We start from the raw sequence: 12,387 nt of genomic DNA, 5'->3' as shown, positions 1-12,387 counted from the left end.
CGCTTCGCCGGCGGGGTGTCTCCGAGAGGGTGGCGCTTTTAGTGGGGGGAGCGGGTTTGGTGGCGATGAAGCTGACGCGGTGTTTCAGACTGAAACACCGCACCACTCACCCATCAATTCGTAATGCTGGCCGCCGCTGTGCCCTTACGCACTGGCGGCTGGTCCGATTGCAGATCCAGCTCGGTCAGCAGCTCATTGAAACCACGACGACTGCGCGCTGCCAGTTCCGCCTGTTCCTGCTCGATCTGCACGTCCTGGCGCATGGCCTTGTGCAGGCCGAACATGAAGAACACCAGCACCACCGAGAACGGCAGGCCGGCCAGCACCACCATGGTTTGCATGGCTTCGAAGTTACCGGCGAACAGCAGACCGATGGTCACCAGGGTGATTACCACCGACCAGAAGATCCGCAGCCAGTGCGGGGCGTCTTCGTCGACGTTGCCGCCCTTGCACGACAGGTTAGCCATCATCACCGCGCCGGAGTCCGCCGGGGTCAGGAACAGCACGAAGCCGACGAAAATCGACACGCCGATCACCACTTTCGACGCCGGGTAGTGCTCAAGCAACTGGTAGATCGCCATGGACGGCTGTTCCAGCGCCGTTTTGCCGAGTTCCACCGCACCGTGGTTCATCACCAGGTCCAGGGCCGAGTTACCGAAGATCGACAACCACGCCAAAGTGAAACCCAGCGGAATCAGCAGTACGCCAGCCACCAATTCACGCACCGTGCGACCACGGGAAATACGCGCGACGAACATACCCACGAATGGCGCCCAGGAAATCCACCAGGCCCAGTAGAACAGAGTCCACAGGCCCAACCAGCGGTCGGACTTCTCACTGTCGCCTTCGTACACATAGAGGTCGAAGGTCTTCAGCACCACACCGTTGAGGTAGTCACCAATGTTCTGCACGAAGCCGTTGAGCAGGTGCAGGGTTGGACCAAACAACAGCACGAAAATCAGCAGGCCGCTGAACAACACGATGTTGAGGTTGGACAGACGGCGAATACCGTTTTCCACACCCGACACGGCAGCGATGGTCGCTACGGTGCTCATCACGATGATCACGATCAGCAGGTTGGTGTTGCTGTGTTCCATGCCGAACAGGTTTTCCAAACCCGACGACACTTGCAGCGAACCAATCCCCAGGTTGGTCACCAGACCCAGCAGGGTCACGAACATACCGAAACCGTCCACCGCGTGGCCGGCTGCGCCCTTGACCCAACGCTCGCCCGCCAGCGGGTACAACGCCGAACGCAACGCCAGCGGCTGGTTGTGGCGGTAAGCAAAGTAGGCAACAGCCAGGCCAACCAGTGCGTAGATCGCCCAACCATGCAGGCCCCAGTGCAGGAACGTCAGCTGAACCGCCTGACGCGCCGCCAGGTTGCTGCCAGCCACGCCTTCCGGCGGGTTGAAGTAATGGTCCAGCGGCTCGGAAGCGCCAAAGTACAGCAGCGAAATGCCGATACCCGAGGAGAACAGCATCCCCGCCCAGGCGCCGTAGCTGAAGTCCGGGGTATCGTCCTTGCTGCCCAGTTTCAGTTTGCCGTAGGACGAAAACGCCAGGCCGACGACGAAGATCAAATAGGCGGCGATCACCACCATGTAGTACCAGCCGAAGCTGCGGGACAACCAGGCTTGCGCCGTACCCAGCATTCTGCCGGCCTCTTGCGGGGCGATGATCAGAATGGCGGTCAACAACAGAATCAACGCGGTCGAGGTGTAGAACACCCAACCGTTGACCGTCACCTTCTCGGGTGGGGTCTTTATTAGCGAGGCAGAACTCATGGCACAGATGCTCCGGGCAGTGCGAGAGAAGAACGCAAGGCAATGGGTACCCGACCAATCGGTTAGTGGGGCAGCCGACCAGTGGGTGATATAAAGACAGCCCGAAAAAAGCTCGAAACCTTTGTGACGCCGTGGCGTGCAGGTTTCGAGCCGTTTCGGATGTCGGTTTGCCGCCATTTACACGTAGGAAAATTCGGTAAGCAGCGACGATTTGTCGCAGATCTTATTCTTTGTTGATTGAACGTTCAATCAAAACAAAATAGACTGGCCCACAAGCCGGTAGCCGCTCGACGTCTGCCGCAAGGGCCCAAGGAGATGTGCAAGATGCCCAAGGTCGGTATGCAACCCATCCGCCGCCAGCAATTGATCGAAGCCACTTTGCAGGCCGTCGATCAGGTCGGAATGGGGGACGCCAGCATTGCGCTGATCGCCCGTTTGGCCGGTGTCTCGAACGGCATCATCAGTCACTACTTTCAGGACAAGAATGGCCTGATCGCCGCCACCATGGGGTACCTGATGAGCGTCCTGAGCGAGAACGTCACCGCACGCCGTCAGGCGCTGAAAGATGACAGCCCCCGGGCGCATCTGCAGGTGATCATCGAAGGCAACTTCGACGCCAGCCAGGTCAATGGCCCGGCAATGAAAACCTGGCTGGCCTTCTGGGCCACCAGCATGCACCAGACGTCTTTGCACAGGTTGCAGCGGATCAACGATCACCGCCTGTATTCCAACCTGTGCTGCCAGTTCCGCCGCGTACTGCCGCTCGAAGATGCGCGCAGTGCAGCCCGTGGCCTGGCAGCGTTGATTGACGGTTTGTGGTTGCGCGGCGCGCTGTCGGGAGACGCTTTCGACACCGAGCAGGCGCAACAGATCGCTTACGAATACATGGATTTCCAATTGGCCAAGCGGGTGAGTTAGAGCACACAGAAGCGCTCAACCCCCGGACCGAGCCAGCCACTTATGCACTTGCGAGGACTTTATGGCCCGTTTCGAACTGCAAAAACTCTACATCGATGGCGCATACACCGACGCTGGCAGCGACGCCACGTTCGAAGCCATCAACCCGGCTAACGGCGAAGTCCTCGCAAAAGTACAACGCGCGACCAAAGAAGACGTCGAGCGCGCCGTCGCCAGCGCCGAAAAGGGCCAGAAAATCTGGGCCGCCATGACCGCCATGGAGCGTTCGCGCATCCTGCGTCGCGCCGTGGAAATCCTGCGTGAGCGCAACGACGAACTGGCCGCCCTGGAAACCCTGGACACCGGCAAGGCCTACTCCGAAACCCGCTACGTCGACATCGTCACCGGCGCCGACGTGCTGGAGTACTACGCAGGCCTGGTGCCGGCCATCGAAGGTGAGCAGATTCCGCTGCGCACCACTTCGTTCGTCTACACCCGTCGCGAGCCACTGGGCGTCGTGGCCGGTATCGGCGCGTGGAACTACCCGATCCAGATCGCCCTGTGGAAATCCGCACCGGCCCTGGCGGCCGGTAACGCGATGATCTTCAAGCCAAGCGAAGTCACCTCGCTGACCACCCTGAAACTGGCCGAAATCTACACCGAAGCCGGCGTACCGGCGGGCGTGTTCAACGTCCTGACCGGTAGCGGCCGCGAAGTCGGCACCTGGCTGACCGAGCACCCGCGCATCGAGAAAGTCTCGTTCACCGGCGGCACCGACACCGGCAAGAAAGTCATGGCCAGCGCTTCGAGCTCCTCGCTCAAAGACGTGACCATGGAACTGGGCGGCAAGTCCCCGCTGATCATCTGCGACGACGCCGACCTCGATCGCGCCGCCGACACCGCGATGATGGCCAACTTCTACAGCTCCGGTCAGGTCTGCACCAACGGCACTCGCGTGTTCGTACCGGCTCACATGAAAGCTGCGTTCGAAGCCAAGATCGTCGAGCGCGTCGCGCGCATCCGCATCGGCAACCCGGAAGACGAAAACACCAACTTCGGCCCGCTGGTCAGCTTCGCGCACATGGAAAGCGTGCTGGGCTACATCGCCAAGGGCAAGGAAGAAGGTGCCCGCGTCCTGTGCGGCGGCGAGCGCCTGACCGACGGCGAATTCGCCAAAGGTGCATTCGTTGCGCCGACCGTGTTCACCGACTGCACCGACGACATGACCATCGTTCGCGAAGAAATCTTTGGCCCGGTGATGGCGATCCTGAGCTACGAAACCGAGGAAGAAGTGATCCGCCGCGCCAACGACACCGACTTCGGCCTGGCCGCCGGTATCGTCACCCGCGACCTGAACCGCGCCCACCGCGTGATTCATCAGCTCGAAGCCGGTATCTGCTGGATCAACGCCTGGGGCGAATCCGACGCCAAGATGCCGGTCGGTGGCTACAAGCAGTCCGGTGTTGGTCGTGAGAACGGCATCAGCTCGCTGAACAACTTCACCCGCATCAAATCGGTACAGGTCGAGCTGGGCGATTACGTCTCGGTGTTTTGATTAGCTGATCCAGCTACAAGCGGCAAGCTTCAAGCTGCAAGTAAAAGCAGTTTGGTTTGCCGCTCACACCGACTTCAGAAGACACAGCTCGCTGCTTTTACTTGCAGCTTGAAGCTTGGAGCTTGCAGCTCCCGGAGATCTCATGACCGCAGAATATGACTACATCATCATCGGTGCCGGCTCGGCCGGTAACACCCTGGCGACCCGTCTGACTGAAGACGCCGGCGTCACCGTCCTGCTGCTCGAAGCCGGTGGCCCGGACTACCGCATGGACTTCCGCACGCAGATGCCGGCCGCTTTGGCGTTCCCGCTGCAGGGCCGTCGCTACAACTGGGCCTACGAAACCGACCCGGAGCCGCACATGGACGGTCGTCGCATGGAGTGCGGTCGCGGCAAGGGCCTGGGCGGTTCCTCGCTGATCAACGGCATGTGCTACATCCGCGGTAACGCCATGGACTACGATGGCTGGGCAAAACTACCGGGCCTGGAAGACTGGACCTACCTCGATTGCCTGCCGTATTTCCGCAAAGCGGAAACCCGTGACATCGGCCCGAACGACTACCACGGCGGCGAAGGCCCGGTGAGCGTGACCACGCCGAAAGCCGGCAACAACCCGCTGTTCAAGGCCATGGTCGACGCCGGCGTACAGGCTGGCTACCCGCGCACCGAAGACCTCAACGGTTACCAGCAGGAAGGCTTCGGCCCGATGGACCGCACCGTCACGCCGAAAGGCCGTCGCGCCTCCACCGCCCGCGGTTACCTGGACGTGGCCAAGAAGCGCTCGACCCTGACCATCGTCACCCACGCCCTGACCGACAAGATCCTGTTCGAAGGCAAGCGTGCGGTCGGCGTGCGTTACCTGGTCGGCGCCGCCGAAGAACGCGTTGAAGTCAAAGCGCGCAAGGAAGTGCTGGTCTGCTCCGGCGCCATCGCTTCGCCGCAAATTCTGCAACGCTCCGGTGTCGGCCCGAAAAAACTGCTGGAAAGCCTCGACATTCCAGTAGTCCACGACCTGCCGGGCGTCGGTGAAAACCTGCAGGACCACCTGGAGCTGTACCTGCAATACGCTTGCACCCAACCGGTCTCGCTGTACCCGTCCCTGCTGCTGCACAACCAACCGGCCATCGGTGCCGAATGGCTGTTCAACGGCACCGGCATCGGCGCCAGCAACCAGTTCGAGGCCGGCGGTTTCATCCGCACCCGTCCGGAATTCGAATGGCCGAACATCCAGTATCACTTCCTGCCGGTGGCGATTAACTACAACGGCAGCAACGGTGTGAAAGAGCACGGCTTCCAGGCGCACATGGGTTCCATGCGTTCGCCGAGTCGCGGTCGTATCCAGGTGAAGTCCAAGGACCCACGCCAGCACCCGAGCATTCTGTTCAACTACATGGCCACCGAGCAGGACTGGCAGGAGTTCCGCGACGGCATCCGCCTGACCCGGGAAATCATGCAGCAGCCGGCGCTGGACGCCTTCCGTGGCCGCGAAATCAGCCCGGGCATCGAAGTGCAAACCGACGAAGAGCTGGACAAGTTCATCCGCGAGCACGCCGAAACCGCGTTCCACCCGTCCTGCTCGTGCAAGATGGGTACCGACGAGATGGCCGTGGTCGATGGCCAGGGTCGCGTGCATGGCATGCAAGGCCTGCGCGTGGTCGATGCTTCGATCATGCCGATCATCACCACCGGCAACCTGAACGCGCCAACGATCATGATGGCCGAGAAAATCGCCGACAAGATCCGTGGCCGCCAGCCACTGCCGCGCAGCAAGGCCGCCTACTATGTGGCCGGTGAAGCGCCGGTGAAGGGCAAGGCCATGCGGGAAGTGACCCAGCCGGCTTAAAACCCCGTCGCCCCCCCATCGCCAGCAGGCTGGCTCCCACATTTTGATCTGTGTCGCACACAAATCCACTGTGGGAGCCAGCCTGCTGGCGATGGGGACCTCACAAACCACACACCTCTACTGCCTCAAACTTGATCCTCCTCCCACGCAGGCCTACTCTAGCGCCACGCAATCGTTTCACCCCTCCCCCGCAGCCTCGATGCTCCACACCAAGGAGGTCCCCCGAATGTTCGATTTCCACCCCCAGCTCAAGCAGCGCTTCGCTGCCTTGCGCACGGGCGCTGAATTTTTTTCCCTGCGTTATGTCCGCGAGTCCGGCCAGTACCTGTCGGTGCGCAAGAACGTCGCCGAACCACCGAGCCTGAGGCGTGACGAAGGCGCGATGCTGACCGTGCGAGTCAACGGCGTCGAAGCCTATGCCGCCACCAATGACCTGTCGCAGCAAGGCCTGCAAGCCGCCCTCGAACGCGCCGAACAGCAGGCACGCCGACTCAAGCCCCACGCCTTGCTCGACCTACGCGACCAGCCCGTTTCCAGCGACCGCGCCGATTACTTTTCGCCGAACCTCGACCAACCGTTCCCGTCCCTGAGCGATTGCTACCAGTTGCTCGGCGCCGAGTCCGCCGCCGTGCCCAAGGACGAACGCCTGGTGAACTGGCAGGTGAGCATCGGCATCACGAATGTCGAGCAGATCTACCTCAACAACGCGGGCGCCGAACTGCGTCAGGCCCAGCGCTTCGTCTATCCAGGCCTGGACGTCACCGCCTACGACGGTAACGACAGCCAGACCCGCAGTCTCGGGCGCGAGAACTTCGGTCAGCAGGGTGGCGCCGATGTCATCAGCCGCTGTGGACTGGTCGGTGCCGGTCCGACAGTCGCCGATCAGGCCCTGCAATTGCTCCTCGCGCCAAACACGCCGCAAGGTCCGCGCGACCTGCTGCTGATGCCCGACCAGATGATGCTGCAGATCCACGAATCCATCGGCCACCCGCTGGAACTGGACCGTATCCTGGGCGATGAGCGCAATTACGCCGGTACCAGCTTCGTCAAAGCTGAAGACTTCGGTCACCTGCAATACGGCTCGACACTGCTCAACGTCACCTTCGATCCGGACATTCCCGAGCAGCTCGCCAGCTACGGCCATGACGATGACGGCTCCAAAACCAGCAAACAGTTCCTGATCCGCGAAGGCCTGTTGCTGCGGCCATTGGGTGGCGCCCTGTCACAATTCCGCGCCGGCCTCGATGGCGTCGCCAACAGCCGCGCCTGTGGCTGGAACCGTCCACCGATCGATCGTATGGCTAACCTGAATATCGAGCCGGGCGATCAGCCACTGGAACACCTGATCGGCAACATCGAGCACGGTATTTTGATGAGCACCAACCGCTCTTGGTCCATCGACGATGCGCGCAACAAGTTCCAGTTCGGTTGCGAATGGGGCCAGTTGATCGAAAACGGTGAACTCAAAGGCGTGGTGAAAAACCCGAACTATCGAGGGGTTTCCGCGCAGTTCTGGAAGAGCCTCAGCGCGGTCGGCGATGCCAACACCTTCAAGGTCCTGGGCACACCGAACTGCGGCAAGGGCGAACCGAACCAGGTGATCCGCGTCGGCCATGCATCGCCGGCCTGCGTGTTCAGCAACGTTGATGTATTTGGGGGAGACGCCTGATGAGCACCGCGAAAACTCAGGCCGAGTCGTTCAAGGCCCTGGTTGATGGCTTGCGCGAGTCCCTGCGCGAACCGGAACAATTCACCCTCAGCTACGCTGCCGAGTCCTCGGCGTTTGTGCGTTTCAACCACGCCAAGGTGCGACAGGCCGGGCAGGTGCAGCAAGCGAGCATCGGCCTGAAACTGATCAACGATGGCCGTCACGCCGACCTCGACATCACCCTGTCCGGCGACCCGCAGGTGGATCGACAGCGCCTGGCTGACGGCCTGCAACAACTGCGCGAGACCCTGCCGCTGCTGCCGCAGGATCCGTACCTGTTGCTCAACTACAACGGTTGGCAGAGCAATAATGTGCAGGCACATCCACTGCCGGACACCGAGCAAGTGGTCGCCGAAATCACCCGCGCCGCCGAAGGCCTGGATCTGGTCGGTTTCTATGCAGCCGGTCCCATTAGCCGTGGTTTTGCCAGTTCCGCCGGAGCATTCGGCTGGCATCAGGCCAACAGCTTCAACTTCGATTTCAGCCTGTTCCATGAAAACGGCCAGGCCGTGAAGGCCAGCTATGCCGGGCACGACTGGAGCAGCGAAGGCTTTGCCAAACGCTTCCAGCAGGCCCGCGAGCAACTTGAATTTCTGGGGCGACCACTGCGCACCTTGGCACCGGGTCAGTACCGCGCCTACCTTGCCCCGGCGGCAATGGAAGAGATCATGAGCATGCTGTGCTGGGGCGGTTTTTCGGCGCAGTCGATTGCCAGCAAAAGCAGCCCGCTGCAAAAGCTCTATGGTGGCGATCAGTGCTTCAGCCCGCAGGTCTCGCTGGATGAACAGGTCACCGGGTCGCTGAGCCCGGCGTTCTCCGACGAGGGCTATCCGCGCAGCGACCTCAAGCTGATTGTCGAGGGCAAGGCCGGTGCACAACTGGTTGGTTCACGCAGCGCTGCCGAGTATGGTTTGACCGCCAACGGCGCCAGCGGCGGGGAATCTCCAAGCGCCTTGAACATGCAGGCTGGTGCACTGCCGGAAGCGGAGATCCTCAAGCAACTGGGCACCGGTTTGTACATCAGCAACCTGTGGTACCTGAATTTCTCCGATCAACCGGCGGCGCGCCTGACCGGCATGACCCGGTTTGCGACTTTCTGGGTCGAGAACGGCGAGATCCAGGCACCGGTCAGCACCATGCGTTTCGATGACAGCGCCTTCGGTTTGCTCGGTTCGCAGCTCGAGGCGTTAACGCAGGAGCGGGAGATGTTGCTGTCGGCCAGTACCTACAGCCAACGGGCGACCGCTTCGGCGTTATTGCCGGGGGCGCTGGTCAGCCGGTTGACCTTGACCCTTTAAAAGCTTCGCGAGCAGGCTCGCTCCCACATGGACAGTGAATATCCTGTGGGAGCGAGCCTGCTCGCGAAGAAGTCACCACGGACTCCCACACAGACAAGAGGTCCCATGCCCAACCGCCCGCCTCTCGACGCTGTCACCGCCCGCTGGGTACCGTGGGTCGTCGCCATCGCGTTCTTCATGCAGTCCCTCGACGGGACCATCCTCAATACCGCCCTGCCGGCCATGGCCGCGGACCTGGCGGAAGACCCGCTGCGCATGCAGGGTGTGATCATCGCCTACATGCTGACCGTCGCGTTGCTGATCCCGGCCTCGGGCTGGATCGCCGACCGTTTCGGCACCAAAAAAATCTTCTTCAGCGCCATCCTGCTGTTCAGCATTGGCTCATTGCTCTGCGCAATGTCGGGCAGCCTGACCCAACTGATTGGCGCTCGAATCATTCAGGGCCTGGGCGGAGCTTTGATGCTGCCGGTCGGGCGATTGGTGGTGCTGCGCGCCTATCCGCGCTCGGAGCTGGTGCGCATCATGGGCTTCATCACCATTCCCGGCCTGCTTGGCCCGCTGATCGGTCCAACCATGGGCGGCTGGATGGTGCAATACCTGACCTGGCACTGGATCTTCCTGATCAACCTGCCGGTGGGCGTTGTCGGTTGCTACGCCGTGTGGAAATTCATTCCCGACCTGCGCGGTGCGGAACGCACGAAATTCGATAGCCTCGGCTTTGTGCTGTTCGGCGCGGCGATGATTCTGATCACCATCGCCATGGAGGGCCTGGGGGAACTACACCTGCCGCACCTGCGGGTGATGTTGCTGTTGTTCGGCGGCATGGCCTGCCTGGCGGCGTACTGGTTGCGTGCGGGCCATATCGATAACCCCTTGTTCGCACCGTCACTGTTCAAGACCCGGACCTTTGCCGTCGGCATCCTCGGCAACCTGTTCGCCCGACTCGGCAGCGGCGCCCTGCCGTTCCTCGTGCCGTTGCTGCTGCAAGTGGCGCTGGGCTATTCGCCGTCGCAAGCCGGGATGAGCATGCTGCCGCTGGCCGCCGCGGCGATGATCGCCAAGTGGGTGGCGCGGCCGCTGATCGAGCGGCTGGGTTATCGCATCGTTTTGACCGGCAACACCCTGGCCCTGGGGATCATGCTGGCGACCATGGGCCTGGTCAGCGAGCAGACGCCGTACTGGCTATTGTTGTGCCTGCTGGCGGTCCTCGGGGCGATCAACTCCCTGCAGTTCACCGCGATGAACACCGTGACCCTGATCGATCTCGACGACGCCAGCGCCAGCAGCGGCAACAGTTTGCTGTCGGTGGTGGCGCAATTGTCGCTGAGCCTGGGTGTGGCTTGCGCCGGCGCACTGCTCGGCGGCTTCACGGCGGAGCTTGGGAACGATGGCGTCGAGACCGTATTGGGTGCGTTTCAACTCACGTTCGTGACCGTGGGCATCATGGCGATGCTGGCAGCAACGATCTTTTCGCAGCTGTCAAAGAATGACGGACGGCGTGTCGAACGTCCGGAAGAACACATAGAGCCTTAGTTTCCGAACGAGAAGTGCCTACGCTCGACCATGCTGCGTTGAAAACAGACTCGAAATGCTCATTGGCTAAAGCCAACTCCGCTTTCTCGCCTGTTTTCGCCTTGCCTGGCCATCGCTCGGCGACTTCTCGTCCGGAAACTACGGGCGAATGGCCATCGGACTGGTACACTGCGCGACATTTTGTTTTGCAGGCCAGTCCCGTGACCACCATCGCCACCGAATTTAATACTTTGCCGCTGTCCGCCGCCATGCTGGCTAACCTCGACTCCCTCGGTTATGCCCAGATGACGCCGATCCAGGCGCAAAGCTTGCCGGTGATCCTCAAGGGGATGGACCTGATCGCCCAGGCCAAGACCGGTAGCGGCAAGACCGCGGCCTTTGGCATCGGCCTGTTGAACCCGATCAATCCGCGCTACTTCGGCTGCCAGGCGCTGATCCTGTGCCCGACCCGCGAGCTGGCCGACCAGGTGGCCAAGGAAATCCGCCGTCTGGCCCGTGCCGAGGACAACATCAAGGTCCTGACCCTGTGCGGCGGCGTGTCCCTCGGTCCGCAGATCGCTTCGCTGGAACACGGCGCACACATCATCGTCGGCACCCCGGGCCGTATTCAGCAGCACCTGCGCAAGGGCTCGCTGGTGCTCCACGGCCTCAACACCCTGATCCTCGACGAAGCCGACCGCATGCTCGACATGGGTTTCTACGATTCCATCGAAGAAATCATCATGCAGGCCCCGGAGCGTCGCCAGACCCTGCTGTTCTCCGCCACCTACCCGGTGGGCATCAAGCAATTGGCCGCGAAGTTCATGCGTAACCCACAGCAGGTCAAGGCCGAAGCGTTCCACGACGACTCGCAGATCGAGCAGCGCTTCTACGAGATCTCCCCGGAAGAGCGCATGAGCGCGGTCACCAAGGTACTGGGCCACTTCCGTCCGGCCTCCTGCGTGGCGTTCTGCTTCACCAAGCAGCAGGTTCAGGAAACCGTCGATCACCTGACCGCCAAGGGCATTTCCGCCGTCGGTCTGCACGGCGATCTGGAGCAGCGTGATCGCGACCAGGTGCTGGCGATGTTCGCCAACCGCAGTACCTCGGTACTGGTGGCCACTGACGTCGCGGCCCGTGGCCTGGACATCGATTCCCTGGACATGGTGATCAACGTCGAACTGGCCCGTGATTCGGAAATCCACATCCACCGCGTGGGCCGTACCGGTCGCGCCGGCGAGAAAGGCCTGGCGATCAGCCTGGTTGCACCGTCGGAAGCGCAGCGCGCGCAAGCCATCGAAGAATTGCAGAAAACGCCGTTGACCTGGGATCAGGTCGATAACCTCAAGTCCCAGGGCGGTGGCCCGCTGTTGCCGCAGATGAGCACGCTGTGCATCGCCGCCGGCCGCAAGGACAAGGTGCGTCCGGGCGACATCCTGGGCGCATTGACCGGCGATGCCGGGATTCCGGGCGCCCAGGTTGGCAAGATCGCGATCTTCGACTTCCAGGCTTACGTGGCCGTGGAGCGCGGCGTTGCCAAGCAAGCCTTGCAGCGCCTGAACGACGGCAAGATCAAGGGCCGTTCGTTGCGCGTGCGTATTTTGTAAGCGATCTTCGACCCAACGAAGATCCCCTGTGGGGGGGGGGGGGGGGGGGGGGGGGGGGGGGGGGGGTGGGGGGGGGGGGAGGGGAGGGGGGGAGTGGCGAGAGTCGACGCAAGGTTTGTAATTGGTGGCTTGGTTTCGGCTGCTGAAGTCCACCTGAAAATTCGATGAAGCCTCGAAGCC

Annotated in this window: 8 protein-coding genes; 7 read left to right on the top strand and 1 reads right to left on the bottom strand. The window is 61.9% G+C overall.

All coding sequences use genetic code 11. From position 1 onward, the window contains the following. Nucleotides 1-113 precede the first annotated feature (113 nt). Nucleotides 114-1,730 carry a BCCT family transporter gene (locus tag ACSFE6_RS28790; protein WP_435430778.1) on the bottom strand — a complete coding sequence of 539 codons (1,617 nt, stop codon included), beginning with the start codon at nucleotides 1,728-1,730 and terminating at the stop codon, nucleotides 114-116. 381 nt (nucleotides 1,731-2,111) lie between these two features. On the opposite strand from ACSFE6_RS28790, the gene betI reads away from it, so the two are divergent. The 7 genes from betI (at nucleotide 2,112) to dbpA (ending at nucleotide 12,207) form a co-directional block, all read left to right on the top strand. Then, nucleotides 2,112-2,705, top strand: a complete 594-nt coding sequence (betI, locus tag ACSFE6_RS28785; protein WP_175376611.1) for a transcriptional regulator BetI — start codon at nucleotides 2,112-2,114, stop codon at nucleotides 2,703-2,705. A gap of 61 nt (nucleotides 2,706-2,766) precedes the next feature. Continuing rightward, nucleotides 2,767-4,239: a betaine-aldehyde dehydrogenase gene (gene betB / locus ACSFE6_RS28780; RefSeq protein ID WP_435430776.1), complete on the top strand. Its 1,473-nt coding sequence runs from the start codon at nucleotides 2,767-2,769 to the stop codon at nucleotides 4,237-4,239. Nucleotides 4,240-4,381: 142 nt separating this feature from the next. Beyond that, entirely contained in the window at nucleotides 4,382-6,082 is a 1,701-nt protein-coding gene (gene betA / locus ACSFE6_RS28775; RefSeq protein ID WP_435430775.1) for a choline dehydrogenase, read from the top strand. A gap of 226 nt (nucleotides 6,083-6,308) precedes the next feature. After that, nucleotides 6,309-7,751: a TldD/PmbA family protein gene (locus ACSFE6_RS28770; protein WP_435430774.1), complete on the top strand. Its 1,443-nt coding sequence runs from the start codon at nucleotides 6,309-6,311 to the stop codon at nucleotides 7,749-7,751. Beyond that, nucleotides 7,751-9,088, top strand: coding sequence for a TldD/PmbA family protein (locus tag ACSFE6_RS28765; RefSeq protein WP_435430773.1), 1,338 nt, complete (start codon nucleotides 7,751-7,753; stop codon nucleotides 9,086-9,088). Before ACSFE6_RS28770 ends, ACSFE6_RS28765 begins: the two co-directional genes overlap by 1 nt. Nucleotides 9,089-9,115: 27 nt before the next feature. Beyond that, nucleotides 9,116-10,621 (top strand): multidrug transporter subunit MdtD, encoded by a 1,506-nt coding sequence (gene mdtD, locus ACSFE6_RS28760; RefSeq protein WP_435430772.1) that lies wholly within the window; start codon nucleotides 9,116-9,118, stop codon nucleotides 10,619-10,621. 248 nt (nucleotides 10,622-10,869) lie between these two features. Then, complete coding sequence (dbpA, locus tag ACSFE6_RS28755) at nucleotides 10,870-12,207, top strand: ATP-dependent RNA helicase DbpA (RefSeq protein WP_435430777.1); 1,338 nt, start codon at nucleotides 10,870-10,872, stop codon at nucleotides 12,205-12,207. The last annotated feature ends 180 nt before the right edge of the window (nucleotides 12,208-12,387 follow it).

This window comes from Pseudomonas baetica (assembly GCF_051216495.1).
GTDB classification, from domain to species: Bacteria; Pseudomonadota; Gammaproteobacteria; order Pseudomonadales; family Pseudomonadaceae; genus Aquipseudomonas; species Aquipseudomonas baetica_B.
The sequence above is the reverse complement of the archived record's forward strand: the minus strand, read 5'-3'. Positions and strand labels throughout refer to the sequence as shown.

Excerpts from the sequence above, each read along its gene's own strand:
- dbpA (WP_435430777.1), top strand. The coding sequence starts at position 10,870 with ATGCTGGCTAACCTCGACTCCCTCGGTTATGCCCAGATGACGCCGATC.
- mdtD (WP_435430772.1), top strand. The coding sequence starts at position 9,116 with ATGGACAGTGAATATCCTGTGGGAGCGAGCCTGCTCGCGAAGAAGTCA.
- ACSFE6_RS28770 (WP_435430774.1), top strand. The coding sequence starts at position 6,309 with ATGTTCGATTTCCACCCCCAGCTCAAGCAGCGCTTCGCTGCCTTGCGC.
- betA (WP_435430775.1), top strand. The coding sequence starts at position 4,382 with ATGACCGCAGAATATGACTACATCATCATCGGTGCCGGCTCGGCCGGT.
- ACSFE6_RS28765 (WP_435430773.1), top strand. The coding sequence starts at position 7,751 with ATGAGCACCGCGAAAACTCAGGCCGAGTCGTTCAAGGCCCTGGTTGAT.
- betI (WP_175376611.1), top strand. The coding sequence starts at position 2,112 with ATGCCCAAGGTCGGTATGCAACCCATCCGCCGCCAGCAATTGATCGAA.
- betB (WP_435430776.1), top strand. The coding sequence starts at position 2,767 with ATGGCCCGTTTCGAACTGCAAAAACTCTACATCGATGGCGCATACACC.